We start from the raw sequence: 20,353 nt of genomic DNA, 5'->3' as shown, positions 1-20,353 counted from the left end.
GCTCCAGGATCGAACATTCGTTCGCAAAGATTCAAGTCCGACTCAGTGGCCCCACCCGTCACTCTCCGTGCAGGTCACGGCGGGCGACCGACAAGTCTTCTTTCCTTGACAAATTTTTTTGTCGGATGGATCCTGGAGACGTGCTGGACGTCACCGTGATCGAAGAACCCGCCGCGGCCGAGGCCGCCCTGGACCCGATGCGGTCACGGATCCTCGCCGCCCTCGCCGAGCCCGGCTCGGCCGCCATGCTGGCCACCCGCCTGGGCCTGCCCCGACAGAAGGTCAACTACCACCTGAAGGAACTGGAACGGCACGGACTCGTCGAGCTCGCCGAGGAACGCCGCAAGGGCAACGTCACCGAACGGGTGTACCGCGCCACCGCGGCCTCCTACGTGATCTCCCCCAGCGTCCTGGCCGCCGTCAGCCCCGACCCCGCCCGCGCACCCGACCAGCTCTCCGCCCGCTGGCTGCTCGCCCTGGGCTCCCGGCTGGTGCAGGAGGTCGGCACCCTGCTGACCGGCGCCGCCCGGGCCCGGCGACGGGTCGCCACCTTCGGCATCGACGCGCAGGTGCGGTTCGCCTCCGCCGCCGACCGGACGGCCTTCGCCGACGAACTCGCCCAGGCCGTGGCCACCCTGGTCAGCCGCTACCACGACGAGTCCGCACCCGGGGGCCGAAGCCACCGGGTGGTCGTCGGGCTCCACCAGATCCCGGCGGCGCCGCCCGCCCAGGCGGCAGAAACCGAACCGAACCAGAAGCAGCAGGAGCAGCAGGAGCAGCAGGAGCACCAGCTGAACCAGGACGACCAGGACGACCAGGACGACCAGGAGAACCCACGATGACGCACCCGTTCGAGATCGAGCTGGAGACCTCCCTGCCCGCGAGCCCGGAACAGGTCTGGGAGGCGATCGCCACCGGGCCGGGGATCGACTCCTGGTTCATGGGCCGCAACGAGCTGGACCCGCGCGAGGGCGGCACCGCCGCCATGGAGACCGGCGGCCACCGCGAGGAGGCCGTGGTCACCGCTTACGAGCCCGGCAAGCGCCTGGCCACCCGTACGGCCACCCGCGAGGACGGCCGCTTCATGGCCTTCGAGTACCTGATCGAGGGCCGGGACGGCGCCGCCACCGTGCTCCGCGTCGTCCACAGCGGACTGCTCGGCGACGACTGGCAGGACGAGTACGACGCGCTGCGCCGCGGCTGGCCCTTCCACCTCCACACGCTCCGCGAGTACCTCGCCCACTTCCCGGGCCGCACCGCCGTCCCCGTCTTCGCCGCCGCCCCGTCCGCCGGGCGACCGGAGCCGGAGGTCCGCGCGGCCCTCGCCGGGGCCCTGTCGCTGCCGCTCCCGGTCGTCGTCGGCGCGCGGGCCCACGGCGATCCGGCCGGGCTGCCGGCGCTGGACGGCGAGGTGGTCTGGGCGGACGACGAGCGCTTCGAGCTCCGTACCGCCGACGGGCTCTACACCTTCCACCACGGCTCGGGACTGGTGCTGATGTTCCACCACCTCTTCGCCCACCCGGCACCGGACGCGGCCGAAGCCGAAGCCGCCTGGCAGCGGTGGCTGACCGGACTCCTCGCCTGAACGGGCCGCACGCCGCCCCGCACGCACCGCGCGCACCGGACACCCCGAATCACACACGCCCCGCACGCACCGGATCACGCACGCACGCACGCACACGCACGCACGACAACGCGGAATTGAGGAACCACCCATGCGCACCCTGATCAGCACCGCCTTCGTCTCGCTCGACGGCGTCGTCGACTCCCCCGGCGGCGAGCCCGGCTACCGGAACTCCGGATGGACCTTCAAGGACGTCGAGTTCCTCCCCGAGGCGTTCGAGATCAAGGGACGGGAGCAGGAGGAGGCCACCGCGATGCTGCTGGGCCGGGTCAGCTACCAGGCGTTCAGCGCGGTGTGGCCGGACATGCCGGAGTTCGCCCGCTACAAGACGCTGCCGAAGTACGTCGTCTCCACCACCCTCACCGACGCCGACCTGGTGTCGAACTGGGGCGAGACCACCATCCTGCGCTCGGTCGACGAGGTCGCCGCCCTGAAGGAGACCGAGGGCGGCCCGATCATCGTCCACGGCAGCGCCGCCCTGAACCACGCCCTCTCGGACGCCGGCCTGATCGACCGCTACCACCTGATCGTCTACCCGCTGCTGCTCGGCGCCGGCAAGCGCCTGTTCAGCACCACGGACAAGGACGCCCAGAAGCTGAAGCTGGTCGAGCACGAGGCCTACGCCAACGGCCTGCAGAAGCAGGTCTTCGACGTCGTCCGCTGACCGCCGCCCCATGTCCCCTGGCTGGTCGACGGCCGGTCAGCCAGGGAAACCGGTGGACAGGCTTCCTGTGATCACCAGACTGATCCCATGACCGTGACGGATGACAAGACCGACCTTCGGATCTACCTCCAGGACGCCCGCGACGCCCTGCTCTGGAAGCTCGACGGCCTCTCCGAGTACGACCTGCGCCGCCCCCTCACCCCGACCGGGACCAACCTGCTGGGCCTGGTCAAGCACGTCACCGGAGCCGAGGCGCTGTACCTCGGCGACACCTTCGGACGACCCTTCCCCGAGCCGACCCCGCTGTGGTTCCTCGGCCAGACCGAACCGAACGCCGACCTGTGGGCGCGGGCGGACGAGAGCACCGAGGAGATCGTCGGACGCTACCGGCGGATCTGGGCGCACGCGGACGCCACCATCGACGCGCTGCCGCTGGACGCCGTCGGCGAACTGCCCTTCGACAACCGGCCCCGGCAGACCCTGCACCGGGTCCTCGTCCACCTGATCGCCGAGACCCACCGCCACGCCGGCCACGCCGACCTGGTCCGCGAACTCATCGACGGCGTCATCGGCCAGCGCCCCGACGGCATCAACACCGCCGAGGGCGACGCGGACTGGTGGCGGACCCACCGCGACCGCGTGGAGCAGGCGGCCCGCGAGGCCGGCGGACTCGCCCCGGCGGCGGAGGCGTAGTCGCCCCGGCGACGGAGCTCTCGGAGTCGGAGGTGTAAACCCGCGGGGCGATGTCCGGCCGGACCGCTAGGGTCTGGGGGTCGGTGCCGGGGAAGGGTGGGGGACGTGGGGTGCGAGCAGGTGGCGGGTCTGCCGGATGGGGTGGGTCACGCGGGGAGCCGGGAGTTCCTGGTGCGGGAGGGGCTGCCGGCTGCGGGGGCGTTCCTGGAGTTCGGGGTGGTGCGGCCGTTCCCGGCGGACGCTGAACGGCTGTTCGTCCTCGGGGAGACGGACTACTGCACGCCCTTCGCCGCCGTCGGCAACCTGGTGCTGCTGGACGGCACGACGGGCGAGGTGTTCCTGGACAACGGCGGCCCCCGACGGGACCTGCTGGCCTCCGACCTGACCGCGCTGGCCGCTCTGGTCCGGGAGGTGGAGGCGGTGGCCGAGGCCGCGCGCCGGCCGGAGGCGCTGGACGGGCGGCGCGGGCCCGCGGTGGTGGCCGAGGTGGTGGCCGGTGCCGAACGACGGATGCGGGCCATCGATCCCGGGCTGTTCGGGGACGGCGCCAGGGCCGGCGCCACGCCGCCCGCGCACTGGGGCACCGCACTGCTGGTGCACGCCCTGGGCTGGGGCGCCCTGCCGGGCGGACCGGACGGGCCCGCGTACGAGGTCGGCCCGGAACTGGTCGCGGAACTCGCGGCGCTGACGGACGAGGACGACGGGCCCGGCCGGGTGCACCGCTTCCGGCCCGAGCACCTGCCCGCCGCCCTGGTGCACGAGCCGACCCGACGGCTGCTGACCGAGGTCGGACTGCCGCTGGGTGGGGCGATGTTCGGGGTATGCGACGAGCCGCTGGCCACCATGGGCGAGGCGTACCCGGAGTACTTCGACGGCGAGGAGGACCGCCCGTACCAGCGCGACTTCATCGCCCTCGGGGACTGGCCGACCGACCTCACGATCGCCCTGGACGGCGCCACCGGACGGCTGGAGCTGCCGGACTGGTACGACGACGGCCAGCCCGAGGCCTACCTGAACCGCGACCTGTCCGCTCTGCTCTACGCCCTCTGGACGTACGAGCGGCTGCGCGCCGAGTGGGACCGCTGGGACTACGGCCGGGGCCGGGACACCTGGGCGGTGTTCGACCCGCAGTCGCTGCTGAGCACGGTGGTGGACCGGCTGGTCGAGGCCGTCGACCCGGAGGCCTTCGCCTCGCCCGGCTGCTCCTGGCGGCTGCTCGCCGAGGACGGGCACATGGGCGGGCTGCTGGGCTGAAGCGCCCGGCTGGGTCTGCCGGGTCGGCTTGGCTCGGTCGGCCCCGCCGGTCGGCCCACCGTCGGTCAGGCGTTCCGGTGCGGGGCCGGGTAGGGGGCCGGGGCCGGGGTGGCTGTCGGGGCGCGGGTCCGGCTGACCGGGCAGCCCGCGGCGGTGCGGACCGGGGACAGGAACACCGGCAGGAAGGCCGTCGCCAGGACTGCCCCGCCCAGCCAGAGCGTCGGCCGAAGGCCGAGGGCTTCACCGAGGAGCCCGGAGAGCGCGGACCCGATCGCCAGCGCGCCGGTGAGCAGGAAGCGGAAGGTCGCGTTCATCCGGCCGAGCAGCGCGGCCGGGGTCATCCGCTGGCGCAGGCTCACCCCGAGCACGTTGTCCATACCGGTCTTGAGCGACACCACCAGCCAGCCAGCCCCCGCCACGAACAGCCAGGGCCCATCGCCGATCAGCGGCACCAGCAGCCCGGCAGGCGCCGTGCACAGGCCCGCCAGGCCGAGCGTACGGCCGTGGCCGAACCGGGCGGCGACCGGACGGGCGCAGCGCGAGCCGAGCAGGATGCCGACCCCGCCGGCCGCCCAGAACAGGCCCAACGCCCGTGCGGGCAGGTGCAGTTCACGCACGAACAGCACCGGAAGCAGGGTGTTGGCCAGCTGGGAGCCGAGGTTGTTGAGGGTGGCGGTGAGGGCGAGTGCGCGCAGTTCCGGGTTGCCCAGGACGTGCCGCACCCCCTCGGCGATCTGCGCGCGAAGGCGCGGGGCGCTTGTCAGGCGCGGGCCGGTCGACGGTTCGGTGGCTTCGGGGGCTTCGGGGGCTTCGGGGGCAGCTGTGCGGCGCAGGGCGGTCAGGCGCAGGGCGGAGCCGAGGTGGCTGAGCGCCGGGACGACGATCGCGAGCGGGGCGGTGAGGAGTTGGACCAGCACGCCGCCCGCGCCGCGTCCGGCGACGTTGCCGACTGCCATCAGGCCGACCACGGCGGCGTTCGCGTCCACCAGCTGCGCGCGACCCACCAGTCGGGGCAGCACGCTCTGCGAGCCGATGTCGAAGAAGACCGTCGCACAGCCGGTGAGCAGCGCGACCGCGCACAACTGCCAGAGCGTGAGCACGTCCAGCCACCAGGCGAGCGGGACGGAGGCGTACAGCGCGGCCTTGACCAGGTCAGCGGTGATCAGGACGCGGCGGTGCCGCATCCGGTCGACCCAGGCGCCGGCGGGCAGGCCGATGAGCAGGAAGGCGAGGGTGCCGAGGGTGGCGACCAGGCCGACCTGGCCGGGGCCCGCGTCGAGCGCCGAGACCGCGATCAGCGGGACGGTGACGTATCCGACGTTGGTGCCCAGCTGGGCGAGGGCGGTGGCGGTGAAGAGGGTGCGGAAGTCGGCGATCCGCCAGAGGGAGTCGGGGCGCGTGGTCCGGTTCAGTCGCGTGAGATGGCGGGAGTGGTGGCCGTGGCGGGGGTGGTGGCCGTGGCGGGGGCCGTGAGCTTGGCGGGGGTAGTCGACGTGGTGAGTGCGCCGGGAGCTCCGGCTGCCCTCTTCGGGTGGCGCTTCGTCAGATGGACTCCGGCGAGGACGACGACCATGCCGAGGACCGCGCGGACGGTCAGCTCCTCGCCGAGGACCAGGGCACCCAGGGCGGTGGAGACGACCGGCAGCAGGTAGCCGACGGTGGCGGCACTGGTGGGGCCCTCGGTGGCGATCAGACGGTAGTTGAGGTGGAAGGTGAGCCCGGTGCAGGCGATGCCGAGCACCGTGACGGCGACGAGGCCGAGCGGATCGGCGCCGGTGAGCGGGTTCAGTGGGCCGACCGTCGGGAGCGCGACGGTGCTCAGTCCGGCGGCGGCGGTGAGTTGGGCGGCGGAGAGGGCGAGCGGGGCGGGGTCGGTCCCGCCGCCCTCCGGGCCGCTGCGCGCGAACGCCCGGGCCATGTAGGCGAAGGCGATCGCATAACTGGCCGCTGCGCCGAGGAGGGCGAGGGCCCCGGAGGCGGCCGCCCCGCCGCTCCCCCGCCACGGGGAGAGGATCAGCAGCACCCCGGCGAAGCCCAGCAGCAGGCCTGCCCAGCGCCGCGGGCCGGGGACACGTTCGGTGCCGACGGCGAGGCCGATCAGCAGCGACCAGAGCGGGGTGGTCGCGTGCAGCACCCCGGCCAGGCCGGAGCCGACACTGCGCTCGCCGTACGCGGTGAGGAAGAACGGCAGGGCGTTGCAGAGGAAGGCGGCCACGACGAGCCGCCGCCAGACGGCGCCGCCGCGCGGGAGCCGCTGCCGGGCGGCACGGGCGAGCAGCAGCAGGACGGCGGCACCGAGGGCGGCGCGCAGCACGGTGATCTGCACCGGGGTGAGCCCGTGCTGCAGGGCCAACCTGATCCAGAGGAAGCCCGAGCCCCAGAGCAGGGCGAGGACGGCCATTTGCAGCACGGATGCGGCTCCTTGTCGGTCGGGTTCGGCCTGGTGTCGGTCAGACGATCGCCGGTCAGACGATCGCCGGTCAGACGGTCGCCGGTCAGACGGTCGCGCGACGGGATCCGGTAGCACAAGCGAAAAGTTCTTCACCACCTTTAAGCTGAGCTGCATGATCGTCTCCCTGGATGTCCGCCGGATGCAGGTCCTGCGCGCCGTGGTCGACCACGGCTCGGTGAGCGCCGCCGCCACCGCGCTCGGCTACACCCCGTCCGCCGTCAGCCAGCAGGTGGCGACGCTGGAACGGGAGACCGGGACGGCACTGCTGGAACGGATCGGCCGGGGCGTACGGCCGACCGCCGCCGGACTGCTGCTCGCCGGGCACGCCGCCGCCATCGACCGGCAGGTCGCCGAGGCCGGCGCGGCCCTCGCCGACCTGCGGGCCGGGCGCAGCGGCAGCCTGACTGTCCGCTACTTCGCCACCGCCGGCGCCGCACTGGTGGCACCGGCGGTGGCCGCGTTCCGCCGCGAACACCCGGGCGTACGGCTCGACCTCGGCACGACCGACCCCGAGGACCCGCTCACCGAGCTGCGGGACGGCCGCGCCGACCTCGCGGTGGTGGTCCGCGCCGGGGGCCGTGGCCCAGAAGGGGACCGTGGCCCAGAAGGGGGCCTGGACGAAGGTGACGACGCGGGCCGATCCGGAGCCCGCCCCGGGGGTGCGACGCGCTCGGACGGTCTGCGGCTGGTCCACCTGCGCGACGACCCGTACCGCGTCGTGCTGCCCCGGGGGCACCGACTCGCCGCCCGGCGCGTCATCGGCCTGGCCGAACTCGCGGACGTGCCCTGGGTGGGTGCCGAACCGCCCGGCCCCTGCCGGGACATCGTCCGGGCCGGCTGCGAGGCTGCCGGCTTCCGTCCGGCGATCGCGGTGGACAGCGCGGACTACACCACCGCACAGGGCTTCGTCGCGGCCGGACTGGGCGTGGCGCTGGTCCCCGAACTGGGCCTGACCCAGCGCCACCCGGGCGTCTCCGTACGGAGACTGCGCGATCCGGAACCGGTTCGCATCCTGCACGCCGCCGTGCGGGAGAGCGCCTGGGGGCAGCCGGTGCTCGGCGCGCTGGTCACGGCGCTGCGGGCGGCAGGACGAACGGCGGGCCGGACGGCGGGGCAGACGGTGGGAAGAACGGCGGGCCGGACGGTCGGGAACATCACAGAGGATCCAGCGGACGACGTATCGGGCCGCCCGTAGGCTGGGCCGATTCGATCACTCGAAAGGGAGGGCGAGAGATGTACAGCGCCACGGGGGACCTCTACCGCGCGTTCGCGGAGCGGGAGGCACGCGGCAACTCCGCGATCTACCGGGACCTGGCCGAACACGTCGCCGGGGACGACCGGTTGCTCGCCCTGCTGGACGGTCTGCCGGCCGCGAAGCGGCAGCCGAACCTGCTGTTCGGCGCCGTCCGCCACCTGGGCGGGCCGGTGACGGCGGGCTGGCCGGCCTTCCGGGACTGGGTGACGGCCCATCGGGACGAGGTGTCGGCGACCATGCTGGAGCGGCGGACGCAGACCAACGAGGCAGGTCGCTGCGCCACCCTGCTGCCGCTGCTCGCGACGCTGCCGCAGCCGCTCGCACTGATCGAGGTGGGGGCCTCGGCGGGGCTCTGCCTGTACCCGGACCGGTACCGCTACCGGTACCTCTCTGCGGACGGGGCAGCCGACGCAGCCGGGGCGGGCGGAACGGACGGGGTGGACGGGGCGGCCGGAACGGCCACCGTGGTGGCCGAGTTCGGTGCGACGGGGAGCCCGGTGACGCTGGACTGCACGGTCGACGGGCCGGTGCCGCTCACCGCCGCCCTGCGGGCGCGCCTGCCCGAGGTGGTGTGGCGGGCCGGGATCGACCTCAACCCGCTGGACGTCCGGGACGAGGAGGACATGCGCTGGCTGGAGTCGCTGGTGTGGCCGGAGCAGGCGCATCGGCTGGACCGACTGCGCGGCGCCGTCCGGGTCGCCCGGGCCGAACCGCCGCTGCTTCTGCGCGGCGATCTCAACGCGACGGTACGGGAGTTGGTGGCGCGGGTGCCGGCCGGGGCGACGCCGGTGGTGTTCCACAGCGCCGTCCTCGCGTACCTGTCGCCGGAGGCTCGGGAGGAGTTCGCGGCGACCATGCGCGAGCTGCCCGGGCACTGGATCTCCAACGAGGCGGTCTCCGTGCTGCCGGCCGTCGCCCGACGGCTCCCCCGCCCGGCCCCGGCCGGATCCGGGCTGTTCGCGCTGGCCCTGGACGAGCGGCCGGTGGCCTTCACCGGGCCGCACGGGCAGTCCCTGGACTGGTTCGACGACTTCGGCAACGCATAGGTCCTCCTATAGGTCCTCCTCCGGGACAGTCGCCCGGGACAGTCGCCCGGGACGGTCGGTGCGCGTTCGGGCTTGAAGCTGCCGCAGCGGCAGCTTCTACCGTCGTGACCAGGGCCGGAGGAACCGGCCCCGGTCACGACGAACACGGGAACTCGGACGCTCGGAAGTGAGGTGGCGGCCATGGCCTGGCCGATCGCGGAGGTCGCCCGGATGTCCGGGGTGACCGCCCGGACGCTGCGGCACTACGACGAGATCGGGCTGCTGCCTCCGGCCCGGACCGGCTCCAACGGCCACCGCTACTACGAGGAGCGGCAGTTGCTGCAGTTGCAGCAGATCCTCGTCCTGCGGGCACTGGGCGTGGGCCTGACCGAGATCGCCCGGATCCTGGGCGATCAGGTGGACGAGCTGGACGCCCTGCGGGGCCACCACCGACGGCTGCTTGCCGAGCGCGACCGGCTGGACGCCCTGGCCGGCACCGTTTCCCGCACGATCGCCGACCTGGAACGCTCCCGGAAGGAAGGCACTCCCATGACCATCAACCGCCCCGAGAACCTCTTCGAGGGCATCGAGCCCACCGACATCGACGCCGGCCTGCGCGACTTCCCCGAGCACGCCGAGGCGGCCCGGCGCGCGACCGCCGCGATGAGCCCGGCCGAGATCGAGGCCGGGCAGCGCGAGCGGACCACGCGCATGATCCGCCTGGCGGAGCTGATGGCGGCCGGCCACCCGGCCGACGCCGAGCCCGTGCAGAGCACGATCGACGAGGAGTACCGCATGCTCGGCACGATCCGGTCCGTCCCGGCGGAGGAGTACCTCGCGATGGCGCAGTCCTGCACCGAGAACGAGCAGTGGGCCGCCGTCTACGAGGCGATCGCCCCGGGCCTGGCCGCGTACCAGCGTGCCGCCATGGAGGCCTACGCGGCGACGCGGCTGGGCTGAGCCCGGCCCCGGTCGGCAGGGGGACGGCGGGGGTGACGGCGGGGGGGTGACGGCGGGGGGGTGACGGCGGGGGGGGTGACGGCGGGGGGTGGCGGTGGGGGCGCCCCCACCGCCGTCCCCTCGCCGCACCCCCGCCCGTCACTCCGTCCGCAGCGCCGTGGCCGTCCGGGTCCGGGCAGCCCAGGTGGCGGGGAGGGCTGCACCGAGCAGGGCCAGCGCCAGCCCGCCGAGTATCAGCGGCCCCACCACCGCCGGGTCGAACACGGTGAGGTCCGCCTCGGGCACACTGATCCCGGCGGCGCGGGCCATCGCGGGCATCACCCGGTGGTGCACCAGGATCCCGATCGGCACCCCGATCACCCCGGCCACCAGCCCGCTGCCGCACACCGAGGTGAGCACCATGCCGACGGTCTGCCGGGGCGACATCCCGAGTGCCTTGAGCACCCCGAGGTCGTGCACCCGTTCCCGGGTGTCCAGCAGCACCGTGTTGAGCACCCCGAGCCCGGCGACGACGGACAGCAGCAGGGTGAGCGTCCCCGCCAGGGTGTTCATCGCCAGCATCACGATGTTGATGTGCTGCTCGCCCGGCTCGGCACTCAGCCCCATCGGCCGGACCACGCCGTCGAGCGCGTCGGCGTAGGCGTTCGCGTCGGTGCCGGGAGTGAGGTCGATGTGGAAGGAGATCGCCTCGGCGGCGACGGCGCCGCCGAGCGGGGCCAGCGCGACCCGGTCCATGAACACGACGTCACCGGTGGTCAGGACCTCGCCGGTGATCTTCGCCGGGGCGGTGCGCCCGTGGTCGGTGAGGGTGACGGTGTCGCCGACCTTCGCCTGGTTGGTCCGGAGGTAGGTGGAGCCGACCACGACTTCGCCGGGGCCGTCGAACCAGCGGCCGGAGACCAGTTGGTAGCCGCCCCACGAGACGTCGCCGGTGAACGCGATCGCCTCGGAGCGTCCGGTGTTCCCGGCCAGGGTCACCGGCGCCGGGACGCTGCTGTACCAGGCTCGGGTGCCCGGACGGGCCTCGATCGCCCGGGCCACGGCCGCCTCGTCCAGCTGGTCGGCCGGCTTGCTCGGGCCCTCCATCGGCGCCTCGACCACGACCTTGCTCGTGCGTCCGGCCTCCAGACCGTCCTGGAGCAGGCCGAGTGAGAGCGTCAGGCCGACGCAGAGGGTGACCCCTGCGGTGCCGAGCACCACCGCGGCCGCCGTGGTCGCCGAGCGGCCCGGCCGGTGGAGCGGGGTCACCAGCCCGAGGCTCAGCGCACGCGGCACCGGAAGCCGGCCGATCCCGTTCTGCAGCCCCGCCAGGAGGCCGGCCAGCCCGGCTCGGCCCCGGGCGGCCGATCGCTTGGCTCCCGGCGCCGTCCGGCCGACCGCGAGCGCCTCCACCGTGCGCAGCCGCCCGGCCCGCAGCGCCGGCACCAGGGCGGTGCCGACCACCGCGGCCAGTGCCAGCGCCGGAACGGTGAGGTCCACCCAGAGCGGGATGCCGAGCAGGCCGCCGCGCAGGGCCTTCCGGGCGATGCCGAGGACAGGGACGGAGAGCAGGTTGCCGCCGAGCACGCCGAGCGCCGTGCCGATCCCGGCGGGGATCAGCGCCTGGCCGATGTAGGCGTGTGCCACCTGGGCCGGGGTGAGGCCCAGGGACTTGAGGATGCCGATCCGGCGGGTGGCCGCGGTGACGGCGCCGCTGACCACGACTCCGATGATCAGCACCGACATGGCGAGGCCGAGCAGCCCGAAGGCCGTGACGAACGGGACGAAGGTCGAGGCCGTCCGGTCGGCCTCCTGCTGGGCGGGCCGGTAGGAGGTGGCCCTGGTGAGCGCGCCGGGTGGCACCGCGGCGGCGAGCGCGGCGTGGTCCGTCTCCACCTCGGCGTCGGTGCCGGCCCGGGCGAAGCGGTAGAGGTACTGGGCGGCGGGCGTGGTGCCGGGCGCGGTGAGCCCGGCGACCTGCTCGGGGGCCACCCAGCCGTCCGCGCTCCAGGAGACGGAGTCGGCGAGGCCGACGACCTTGAGCGTCGGCTGCCCGGGCAGGCCCGGGAACCGCATGCTGTCGCCGACGGCCAGCGGGGAGTGGCCGTCCAGGAACACCACCTCGCCGGGGCCCTGGACCCAGCGGCCCATGGTGATCCGCAGCCCGTCCATCGGGCCGTCCTGCGCCCGGCCGACCAGCGTCATCGGCGGGAGCGGACTGCCGGGCGGCGGGAGCTTGGTGTCCTCGCCGGAGCGCGGCTGGACGGTGACCGCCGGGTACGGCCCGGCCGAGGCCGTCACGCCGGGCGCGTGGCCCGCCGCGGCCAGCTGGGCCGGGCTCGCCTTGGCCGGGTCGTACAGCACGTTGAGGTGCGCGCCGTGCCGGTCGGCGAAGGAGCGCTGGTACGGGCCCTGGGCGGCGACCAGCAGCCCGGCCGCGAGGATGCACGCCGTCACGGACATCATCGTGGTGAGCACCATGACCAGGGTCTGCACCCGCTTGCGGCCCACCCCGGCCCGGACCACCTTGCCGAGCGCGCTCATGCGCTCACCTCCCTTCGCTCCGCGGCGGCGTCCGCCCATCCGCGCCGTCCGCGCCTGTCCTCCGTCCGCCCGGTCACCGTCACAGCACTCCCCCGGGTGTCGGCACGGCTGCCGTGTCCCGGACCAGCCGGCCGTCGAGCAGCTCGATCGTCCGGTCCGCGCAGGCCTCGGCGAGCGCGGTGTCATGGGTGACCAGCAGGATCGTCTGGCCCTCCGCGTTGAGCCGGCGCAGCAGGTCGCGGACGTCGGCGGCGGAGGCGGTGTCCAGCGCTCCGGTGGGCTCGTCGGCCAGCAGCAGCGGCGGACGGTTCATCAGCGCCCGGGCCACCGCGACCCGTTGCCGCTCGCCGCCGGAGAGCCGGCCGGGGAAGGTCTTGGCGTGCCGGGCCACCCCCAGCTGCTCCAGCAGCTCCCCGGCCCGGGCCCTGGCCTGGTCCCGCCGCATCCCGGTCAGCTGCGCCGGGAGCAGCACGTTGTCCTCCACGTTCAGGTCGTCCAGCAGGTTGAAGAACTGGAACACCATGCCGATCCGCCGCCGCCGGTACTCGGCCAGCGCGGCCTCGCCGAGCCGGTGGACGGGCACGCCGTCCACTTCCACCGTGCCCTCGCTCGGGCGGTCCAGGCCGGCGATCAGGTTCAGCAGGGTGGACTTGCCGCTGCCCGAGCGGCCGAGCACGGCCAGCGCCTCGCCGGCCCGCACCTCCAGGTCGAGCCCGGCCAGGGCGGGGCGGGCGGCGTCGGATCTGTCGTACGTCTTGCTGACGCCGCGGATCCGGATGATCGGCGCGTTCACGGGCCCTCCACGGTTCGGGGTCCGGCACCGGGAGCAACCCGGGGCCGGCTGACGGGACATGACGCTACGAATCGCGGCGGGGGTGCGGACAGCCGTCTGGACGGCCTCTCCGAGGTGTATCCAGATACACCCCGAACTGGGTGTTCAGGCCTAGAGCGCCGACCGCCCCGGACCGGCAGACTGAGCCACCGAAAGATCGGGACCGGGGTCCGCTGGGGCTCCGGAGCCGAGGGCGACGGGGCCTCCGAGCGGGCCTCCGGGACGGAGAGGGGGCGCGTCATGACGACGGGAGTGACGGCGGGAGTGACGGCGGGAGTGCCGGCGGAGGAGCACCCGGGGCCGGTGGCCTGGGCGGCCCGGCGGGCGGTCCGGGCCTTCGTGGACGGGGTGCGCGCCTGGTACGTGGTCACGATGGCCGTGACGGGCCTGATCGCGCTGCTGGCCGGGCCGATCCTGGTGGCCGCCGCGCTGTTCGGACCGGAGGAGGCCGGACCGTTCGGGCCGGGCGGCCCGTTCTTCCTCCTGGTGCCGCTGGCCCCGGTCGCTGTCTGGGCGCTCTGCTGGGCCACCGGGGGCGGCGGCCGGGCGGTCGGGGCCGCCCTGTTCGCCCCGGGTGCGCTCGCGGTGATAGCGACGCACCTCTACGGGGGCGCGGCGCCCGGCGGCCGGTCGGTCTCGCTCTGGCTGGCCCCCTCGCTGGTGATGCTCGGGCTGTTCGGCGCGCGCTGGATCGCGACGGAGAGCCGGCGGACGGTCGGCAAGTGGAGCGGGCGGCCGGTCCCGGTGCCGTACCGCCGTGCGCCCGGCGCCGACAGCCCCTGGCAGCGGCTACGGGCCGGCGGCTGGCTGGCCGACCCGGCGACCTGGCGGGACTTCGCCTGGGCACTGCTCACCGGCTTCGCGGTGCTGTTCACCGCCGCGATCGTCCTGCTGACCCCGATCGTCCTGGAGATCTTCGGCCGGAACGGGCCCTTCTTCCCGCTGGGTCTGGTCTACGGGATGGGCCTGTGCGCCGCCCCGGCGGCCGCACTGTGGGCCGCCCCGCCGGTCCTGCGGATCCACGAGCGGGCCGCCCGGGCCCTGCTCGGGCCCTCCCGGCGGGCCGAGCTCGCCCACCAGGTCAGCCACCTGGCCCGGACCAGGGCGGACACCATCGACGCGGGGGCCGCCGAGCTGCGCCGGATCGAGCGGGACCTGCACGACGGGGCGCAGGCCCGGCTGGTGGCGCTGGGCATGCTACTGACCGTGGCCGAACAGCTGAAGGACGACCCGGACGCCCTGGGCCCGTTGCTGGCCGAGGCCAGGGAGTCCTCCGTGAAGGCGCTGAGCGAGCTGCGGGACCTGGTCCGCGGCATCCACCCCCCGGTGCTCGCCGACCGCGGACTGGCCGACGCAGTGCAGGCCACGGCACTGGACATGCCGCTGCCGGTCACCTTCAGCGGCGAGCTGCCCGGCCGGGCGCCCGCCCCGGTGGAGTCATCCGCCTACTTCGCGGTCACCGAGCTGCTGGCCAACGTGGTCAAGCACGCGGGCGCCTCGCACGTGTGGATCGAGATAGGGCACAGTGACGGGCTGTTGCGGATATCGGTCACCGACGACGGGCGCGGCGGCGCCGACCCGTCCCTGGGCACCGGCCTCAGCGGAACCGAACGCCGACTGGCCGCCTTCGACGGGGTGCTCGCGATCAGCAGCCCGCCCGACGGTCCGACCATCGTGAACCTGGAGATCCCGTGCGCGTTGTCATCGCCGAAGACCTCTTCCTCCTCCGGGACGGCCTGACCCGGCTGCTGGAGGCCAACGGCATGAAGGTCACCGCGGCGGTCGAGAACGGTGACCAGTTGCTCACCGCGGTGGCCGCCGACCGGCCCGACATCGCCGTGGTCGACGTCCGGCTGCCACCGGGCTTCACCGACGAGGGGCTGCGGGCCGCGCTGGCCGCGCGCCGGGCGCACCCGGGCCTGCCCGTCCTGGTGCTGTCGCAGTTCGTGGAGCAGCTGTACGCCCGCGAGCTGCTCGCCGGCAGCAGCACCGGCGGGATCGGCTACCTGCTCAAGGACCGGGTGATGGACGGCACCCAGTTCATCGACGCCGTCCGGCGGGTCGCCCAGGGCGGTACCGCGATGGACCCGGAGGTGATCACCCGGCTGCTCACCCACAACTCCTCCGCGGGGCCGGTCTCCACCCTCTCCCCGCGCGAGCGGCAGGTGCTGGCGCTGATGGCGGAGGGCCGCTCCAACGCCGCCATCGCCCAGCAGTTGGTGATCACCGAGCGGGCCGTCGCCAAGCACACCGCGTCGATCTTCGTCCGGCTCGATCTCCAGCCCTCCGACGACGACAACCGCCGCGTCCTGGCCGTCCTGGCGTACCTCAACAACACCTGAGGCGGCACAGAGACGACACACAGACGGCACAGAGACGGCACAGCAGCGACCCTTGCGGCAGCTGTGAGAGACCCGCGGCAAACACACTTTGAACGACCACCGACAAGTGATGGGCGGCCCTCCGCCGCAGGGGGCTCGCCCGCCGCCGAACGGGTCATCTAGGCTGGTGACGTGCTCATCCTTGTTCGCCGCCGTCACGTGGACCTGCTCCGCGTGACCAGCATGTCCTGTCGACGCTCCGGCTGAACCTCGCGCCACCCACCCTCAACGGCGGTCCCCACCCGGCCGCCACCCACCTCCCGGCCCCCCGGAGCACCAGCCGCACCAGGCGGTCGCTCCGGCCACCCCTCGGTCGACCACCGGGGCCGGTCGGGACGAGACCCAGCGGATGTCACACATGACGCAGCAGTACACGCCCATATCCGAAGCCGCCTCCGGCTCCGCCCCGGCGGACTCCCTCCCGGTGATCGACCTCTCGCTCGCCGACGGCAGCCCGGACGACCGCCGCCGCCTGCACGACGAGCTCCGCACCGCGGCCACCGGTGTCGGCTTCTTCCAGCTCGTCGGCCACGGCGTCACCCGGGAGGAGACCGCCGCCCTCACCGCGGCCATGCGCGCCTTCTTCTCGCTCCCCGAAGCCGACCGGCTCGCCGTGAGCAACCTCAACTCCCCCCACTACCGCGGCTACACCCGCACCGGCGACGAGCGCACCGGCGGAAGCCAGGACTGGCGCGACCAGCTGGACATCGGCGCCGAGCTGCCGCCGCACGTCCCCGGCGCCGGCGAGCCCCCGTACTGGTGGCTGGAGGGCCCCAACCAGTGGCCCGCGGCGCTCCCCGAGCTGCGCACCGCCGCGCTCGGCTGGATCGACCGCCTCGGCGCGGTCGCCCGGCGACTGCTGCACGAACTGCTCACCGCGATCGGCGCCCGCCCCGACTTCTACGACGACGCCTTCGCGGGCCACCCCCACCTGCGGCTCAAGCTGGTCCGCTACCCCGGCACCGCCCCGGACGGCGCCGGCCAGGGCGTCGGCGCCCACAAGGACTACGGCTTCATCACCCTGCTGCTCCAGGACACCGTGGGCGGCCTCCAGGTCGAACGCCCGGACGGCACCTTCCTGGACGTCCCGCCGCTCGACGGCGCCTTCGTCGTCAACCTCGGCGAACTGCTGGAGGTGGCCACCGACGGCTACCTCAAGGCCACCAGCCACCGCGTGGTCAGCCCGCCCGGCGCCCGCGAGCGCTTCTCCGTCCCGTTCTTCTTCAACCCGCGCCTCGACGCCCACATCGCGCCGCTGGACTTCCCCCTCGCCCACCACGCCCCCGGCGCCACCGAAGACCCGGACAACCCCCTCTTCGCCGACTTCGGCCTCAACGAGTGGAAGGGCTACACCCGAGCCCACCCCGAAGTCACCCGCCGCCACCACCCCGCCCTCGCCTGACCGGGCCCCGCCCGACGGCCCTGCCTGACGAAACCGGCGAGCCCCCGCACGAAGCCCCTGCCCTGCGCCCGAACCCCGGCGCAGGCGGGGGCTTCGCCGTGCAGAGCGCCGTCGGCAGCATCGCCGTGCCGGTCCGCCGGTGGACCGCCGGTGGACCGGCACGGGCCTCACTGTCACACTGCTGCTGTCACAGCAGGAGTGTGCCAGTGCGGGAGGCAGCGGATGGGGGAGCGCGGCGCCGGGGTGGGCGAGGTGCGGCTGACGGTGGACGAGTTGGCGGCGCGGGCCGGGGTGACGGTGCGGACGGTGCGGTTCTACGGGACGAAGGGGCTGTTGCCGCCGCCGGAGCTGGGGCCCCGGCGGGTGGGGTTGTACGGGGCGGCGCACCTGGACCGGCTGGGGCTGATCGAGGAGTTGCAGCGGCAGGGCCTGACGCTGGCGGCGATCGAGCGGTACCTGGCGCAGCTGCCGGAGGACAGCAGCCCGCTGGACCTGGCGATCCACCGGGCGCTGGTGGCGTCCTGGACGCCCGAGGCGGCCGAGGAGCTGGGGCGGGCGCAGCTGGAGCGGCGGGCCGGGCGGGGGCTGTCGGAGGAGCACGTCGAGCGGCTGGCCGCGATGGGGGCGCTGGAGCGGACCGGCGATCCGGAGGTGTTCCGGGTCGATCCGGGCCTGCTGCCGCTGGGGGTGCGGATCCTGGACGTGCCGATCCCCCTGGAGACGCTGCTGGCCGCCCGGGCGGTGGTGCTGGAGCACAGCCGGGCCACGGCACAGGAGTTGCAGCGGCTGTTCCGGGAGACGGTGTGGAAGCCGTACCGGGAGAGCGAGCCCGCGCCGGCGGAGCTGGCCCGGATGAAGGAGCTGACGGACCACATCCAGCCGATGGTGGCGCAGGCGCTGGTCACGGCGTTCCAGCGCTCGCTCCGGGAGGAGTTGGGTGAGGCCGTCCTGAGCACGGCCCCACCCGAGCACGGCGAGTCGAACGGGTAAAGCGAGTCGCGCGAGTCGAGCAGGTCTGGCGAGTCGCGCGAGTCTGGCGACTCCGGCGGGTAGGAGCCCGCGCCGGGCCCGTCAGTCGCCGAACGTCCGCCCCTCCGCCGCGATCCGCTCCAGCAGCGCCGGCGGCGCGAACCGCTCGCCGTACGCGGCGGCGAGTTCGCGGGCGCGGGCCGCGAAACCGGCCGGGCCGCCCTCGTACCCGTTGATGTACTGGAACACGCCGCCGGTCCACGCCGGGAAGCCGATGCCGAGGATGGAGCCGACATTGGCGTCGGCGACCGAGGTCAGCACGCCCTCCTCCAGGCAGCGCACCGAGTCCAGGGCCTCGCTGAACAGCATCCGCTCCTTGAGGTCCTCGAAGGGGACCTCGGCGAAAGCATCGGCCGAAGCACCCGCGAAGTGCTCCTGCAGCCCCGGCCAGAGCCGCCCGCGCCTGCCGTCCTCGCCGTACTCGTAGAAGCCCGCGCCGCCGCTGCGCCCCGGGCGGCCGAACTCGTCGACCATCCGGTCGACGACCGCGTCCGCCGGGTGCGGCGTCCAGGTGCCGCCGACGGCCTCCACCGAGCGCCGGTACTCGTCGCGGATCTTGCGCGGCAGGGTGAGGGTGAGCTCGTCCACCAGGGAGAGCACCTTGGCGGGGTAGCCGGCCTGTCCGGCGGCCTGCTCGATGGTGGCGGGGTGGATGCCCTCGCCGACCATGGCGACGCCCTCGTTGAGGAACTGGCCGATCACCCGCGAGGTGAAGAAGCCGCGCGAGTCGTTGACCACGATCGGGGTCCGGTCGATCTGCCGGACCAGGTCGAAGGCGCGGGCCAGGGCCTCGTCGCCGGTCTGCGGGCCGCGGATGATCTCCACCAGCCGCATCTTGTCGACCGGCGAGAAGAAGTGCAGGCCGATGAAGTCGCCGGTCCGCCGAACGCCTTCGGCGAGTAGCCCGATCGGCAGGGTGGAGGTGTTGGAGCAGAGCAGCGCGTCGGGGGCGACGACGCCCTCGATCTCCTGGAACACCTTGTGCTTGAGTTCGGTGTTCTCGAAGACCGCCTCGATCACCGCGTCGCAGTCGGCCAGGTCGGCGGCGTCGGCGGTGGGGGTGATCCGGGCGAGCAGTTCGTCGCGCTTGGCCTCGGTGGAGCGCCCGCGCGCCACGGCCTTGGCCAACAGCCCTTCGGAGTACGCTTTTCCGCGCCGGGCGGCCTCGATGCTCACGTCCTTGAGCATGACCTCGATGCCGGCCTTGGCGCAGGCGTAGGCGATGCCGGCGCCCATCATGCCGGCGCCGAGCACGGCGACCTTGCGGACCGTCCGCTTCTCGACGTCCTTGGGGCGCCCGGCACCGGAGTTGACCGCCTGCATGTCGAAGAACAGTGCCTGGATCATGTTCTTGCTGGTCTGGCCGCAGGCGAGTTCGGTGAAGTAGCGGGCCTCGATGACCATCGCGGTGTCGACGTCGACCTGGGCGCTCTCCACCGCGGCGGCCAGGACGTTGCGCGGGGCCGGGTAGGGCGCACCGTTCAGCTGCTTGCGCAGGTTGGCCGGGAAGGCGGGCAGGTTGGCGGCGAAGGCCGGGGTCGCGGGGGTGCCGCCGGGGATCTTGTAGCCCTTGACGTCCCAGGGCTGGACGGCGGTCGGGTTGGCCTCGATCCAGGCCTTCGCCCGGGCGGTCAACTCCTCGGGGGTGTCGACCAGTTCGTGCACCAGTCCGTGCTCCAGTGCCTGCCCGGGGCGGTACTGGCGGCCCTGCAGCAGGAACTTCAGCAGGGCGTCGGTGATGCCGAACAGCCGCACCGTGCGGACCACCCCGCCGCCGCCCGGCAGCAGGCCGAGGGTGACCTCGGGCAGGCCGATCCGGCCGGCCGGGGTGTTCAGCGCGATCCGGTGGTGGCAGGCGAGCGCGATCTCCAGGCCGCCGCCGAGCGCGCTGCCGTTGACGGCGGCGACGACCGGCTTGCCCAGGGTCTCCAGCGTGCGCAGCGAGCGCTTGATCCGCATCGACTTCTCGAAGACGGCCTCGGCGTCCTCGGGGCGGGCGGCGGAGAGCATCCGCAGGTCTCCCCCGGCGAAGAAGGTCTTCTTGCCGGAGGTGATGACGACGCCGCGCAGCTCGTTCGCGGCGGCGAGGCCGGCCAGGCGTCCGACGACGGCCTCGAAGTCGGCGGTGAAGGCCTCGTTCATGGTGTTGACGGACTGGGTGGGGTCGTCGAGGACGAGGGTGACCACGCCGTCCTGGTCCTGCTCCCAGCGGATGGTGGTGGTGGTGTCGCTCATGGGTTCACGGTCTCCGTAATCTGC

Annotated in this window: 17 protein-coding genes; 12 read left to right on the top strand and 5 right to left on the bottom strand. The window is 73.9% G+C overall.

Annotation, left to right across the window (positions count from 1 at the left end):
- Nucleotides 1-140: 140 nt before the first annotated feature.
- The 5 genes from CRP52_RS25470 (at nt 141) to CRP52_RS25450 (ending at nt 4,235) form a co-directional block, all read left to right on the top strand.
- The gene (locus tag CRP52_RS25470; protein WP_097238515.1) at nt 141-842 is read left to right on the top strand and encodes an ArsR/SmtB family transcription factor; all 702 of its coding nucleotides are present in this window, start codon (nt 141-143) and stop codon (nt 840-842) included.
- On the top strand, nt 839-1,585 hold the full coding sequence (locus CRP52_RS25465) for an SRPBCC family protein (RefSeq protein WP_097238514.1): 747 nt from the start codon (nt 839-841) through the stop codon (nt 1,583-1,585). Before CRP52_RS25470 ends, CRP52_RS25465 begins: the two co-directional genes overlap by 4 nt.
- A 130-nt stretch (nt 1,586-1,715) precedes the next feature.
- Nucleotides 1,716-2,288 carry a dihydrofolate reductase family protein gene (locus CRP52_RS25460; RefSeq protein WP_097238513.1) on the top strand — a complete coding sequence of 191 codons (573 nt, stop codon included), beginning with the start codon at nt 1,716-1,718 and terminating at the stop codon, nt 2,286-2,288.
- A gap of 87 nt (nt 2,289-2,375) precedes the next feature.
- Nucleotides 2,376-2,981 (top strand): DinB family protein, encoded by a 606-nt coding sequence (locus tag CRP52_RS25455; RefSeq protein ID WP_097238512.1) that lies wholly within the window; start codon nt 2,376-2,378, stop codon nt 2,979-2,981.
- Nucleotides 2,982-3,077: 96 nt separating this feature from the next.
- Nucleotides 3,078-4,235, top strand: a complete 1,158-nt coding sequence (locus CRP52_RS25450; RefSeq protein ID WP_097238511.1) for an SUKH-4 family immunity protein — start codon at nt 3,078-3,080, stop codon at nt 4,233-4,235.
- Between the two features lie 65 nt (nt 4,236-4,300).
- Here the strand turns inward: CRP52_RS25450 and CRP52_RS25445 are convergent, their stop codons facing one another.
- Together CRP52_RS25445 and CRP52_RS25440 are read right to left on the bottom strand one after the other, a co-directional pair.
- Nucleotides 4,301-5,611, bottom strand: a complete 1,311-nt coding sequence (locus tag CRP52_RS25445) for an MFS transporter (RefSeq protein ID WP_306458921.1) — start codon at nt 5,609-5,611, stop codon at nt 4,301-4,303.
- A gap of 32 nt (nt 5,612-5,643) precedes the next feature.
- Nucleotides 5,644-6,636: a DMT family transporter gene (locus tag CRP52_RS25440; protein ID WP_097238510.1), complete on the bottom strand. Its 993-nt coding sequence runs from the start codon at nt 6,634-6,636 to the stop codon at nt 5,644-5,646.
- A 190-nt stretch (nt 6,637-6,826) separates the two neighbouring features.
- Between CRP52_RS25440 and CRP52_RS25435 the strand changes: the two genes are divergently transcribed.
- The 3 genes from CRP52_RS25435 to CRP52_RS25425 all read left to right on the top strand — a co-directional run bounded on the left by CRP52_RS25435 (nt 6,827) and on the right by CRP52_RS25425 (nt 9,927).
- On the top strand, nt 6,827-7,882 hold the full coding sequence (locus tag CRP52_RS25435) for a LysR family transcriptional regulator (protein WP_097240339.1): 1,056 nt from the start codon (nt 6,827-6,829) through the stop codon (nt 7,880-7,882).
- A 38-nt stretch (nt 7,883-7,920) separates the two neighbouring features.
- A complete protein-coding gene (locus CRP52_RS25430) occupies nt 7,921-8,988 on the top strand; it encodes a DUF2332 domain-containing protein (protein ID WP_097238509.1) in 1,068 nt (355 codons plus the stop codon).
- 180 nt (nt 8,989-9,168) lie between these two features.
- Nucleotides 9,169-9,927, top strand: coding sequence for a MerR family transcriptional regulator (locus CRP52_RS25425; protein WP_097238508.1), 759 nt, complete (start codon nt 9,169-9,171; stop codon nt 9,925-9,927).
- 138 nt (nt 9,928-10,065) lie between these two features.
- Here the strand turns inward: CRP52_RS25425 and CRP52_RS25420 are convergent, their stop codons facing one another.
- Together CRP52_RS25420 and CRP52_RS25415 are read right to left on the bottom strand one after the other, a co-directional pair.
- On the bottom strand, nt 10,066-12,450 hold the full coding sequence (locus tag CRP52_RS25420) for an FtsX-like permease family protein (protein ID WP_097238507.1): 2,385 nt from the start codon (nt 12,448-12,450) through the stop codon (nt 10,066-10,068).
- 79 nt (nt 12,451-12,529) lie between these two features.
- Nucleotides 12,530-13,243: an ABC transporter ATP-binding protein gene (locus CRP52_RS25415; RefSeq protein WP_257032852.1), complete on the bottom strand. Its 714-nt coding sequence runs from the start codon at nt 13,241-13,243 to the stop codon at nt 12,530-12,532.
- Between the two features lie 279 nt (nt 13,244-13,522).
- On the opposite strand from CRP52_RS25415, the gene CRP52_RS25410 reads away from it, so the two are divergent.
- From CRP52_RS25410 to CRP52_RS25395, 4 genes are all read left to right on the top strand, one after another.
- The gene (locus tag CRP52_RS25410) at nt 13,523-15,022 is read left to right on the top strand and encodes a sensor histidine kinase (RefSeq protein ID WP_257032851.1); all 1,500 of its coding nucleotides are present in this window, start codon (nt 13,523-13,525) and stop codon (nt 15,020-15,022) included.
- On the top strand, nt 14,974-15,624 hold the full coding sequence (locus tag CRP52_RS25405; protein WP_097238505.1) for a response regulator: 651 nt from the start codon (nt 14,974-14,976) through the stop codon (nt 15,622-15,624). Before CRP52_RS25410 ends, CRP52_RS25405 begins: the two co-directional genes overlap by 49 nt.
- Nucleotides 15,625-16,021: 397 nt before the next feature.
- Nucleotides 16,022-17,065 carry an isopenicillin N synthase family dioxygenase gene (locus CRP52_RS25400; protein WP_097238504.1) on the top strand — a complete coding sequence of 348 codons (1,044 nt, stop codon included), beginning with the start codon at nt 16,022-16,024 and terminating at the stop codon, nt 17,063-17,065.
- A gap of 222 nt (nt 17,066-17,287) precedes the next feature.
- Nucleotides 17,288-18,055: a MerR family transcriptional regulator gene (locus tag CRP52_RS25395; RefSeq protein ID WP_097238503.1), complete on the top strand. Its 768-nt coding sequence runs from the start codon at nt 17,288-17,290 to the stop codon at nt 18,053-18,055.
- 81 nt (nt 18,056-18,136) lie between these two features.
- On the opposite strand, the gene CRP52_RS25390 is transcribed toward CRP52_RS25395, so the two are convergent.
- Complete coding sequence (locus CRP52_RS25390) at nt 18,137-20,329, bottom strand: 3-hydroxyacyl-CoA dehydrogenase NAD-binding domain-containing protein (protein WP_097238502.1); 2,193 nt, start codon at nt 20,327-20,329, stop codon at nt 18,137-18,139.
- Nucleotides 20,330-20,353: the final 24 nt, after the last annotated feature.

Origin of the sequence: Streptomyces sp. 1331.2, from assembly GCF_900199205.1 — a bacterium.
GTDB lineage: Bacteria > Actinomycetota > Actinomycetes > Streptomycetales > Streptomycetaceae > Kitasatospora.
This window is presented reverse-complemented; position numbering and strand designations above follow the sequence as displayed.

Excerpts from the sequence above, each read along its gene's own strand:
- CRP52_RS25460 (WP_097238513.1), top strand. The coding sequence starts at position 1,716 with ATGCGCACCCTGATCAGCACCGCCTTCGTCTCGCTCGACGGCGTCGTC.
- CRP52_RS25395 (WP_097238503.1), top strand. The coding sequence starts at position 17,288 with ATGGGGGAGCGCGGCGCCGGGGTGGGCGAGGTGCGGCTGACGGTGGAC.
- CRP52_RS25455 (WP_097238512.1), top strand. The coding sequence starts at position 2,376 with ATGACCGTGACGGATGACAAGACCGACCTTCGGATCTACCTCCAGGAC.
- CRP52_RS25440 (WP_097238510.1), bottom strand. The coding sequence starts at position 6,636 with ATGGCCGTCCTCGCCCTGCTCTGGGGCTCGGGCTTCCTCTGGATCAGG.
- CRP52_RS25435 (WP_097240339.1), top strand. The coding sequence starts at position 6,827 with ATGCAGGTCCTGCGCGCCGTGGTCGACCACGGCTCGGTGAGCGCCGCC.
- CRP52_RS25425 (WP_097238508.1), top strand. The coding sequence starts at position 9,169 with ATGGCCTGGCCGATCGCGGAGGTCGCCCGGATGTCCGGGGTGACCGCC.
- CRP52_RS25390 (WP_097238502.1), bottom strand. The coding sequence starts at position 20,329 with ATGAGCGACACCACCACCACCATCCGCTGGGAGCAGGACCAGGACGGC.
- CRP52_RS25410 (WP_257032851.1), top strand. The coding sequence starts at position 13,523 with ATGACGACGGGAGTGACGGCGGGAGTGACGGCGGGAGTGCCGGCGGAG.
- CRP52_RS25430 (WP_097238509.1), top strand. The coding sequence starts at position 7,921 with ATGTACAGCGCCACGGGGGACCTCTACCGCGCGTTCGCGGAGCGGGAG.
- CRP52_RS25465 (WP_097238514.1), top strand. The coding sequence starts at position 839 with ATGACGCACCCGTTCGAGATCGAGCTGGAGACCTCCCTGCCCGCGAGC.
- CRP52_RS25420 (WP_097238507.1), bottom strand. The coding sequence starts at position 12,450 with ATGAGCGCGCTCGGCAAGGTGGTCCGGGCCGGGGTGGGCCGCAAGCGG.
- CRP52_RS25400 (WP_097238504.1), top strand. The coding sequence starts at position 16,022 with ATGACGCAGCAGTACACGCCCATATCCGAAGCCGCCTCCGGCTCCGCC.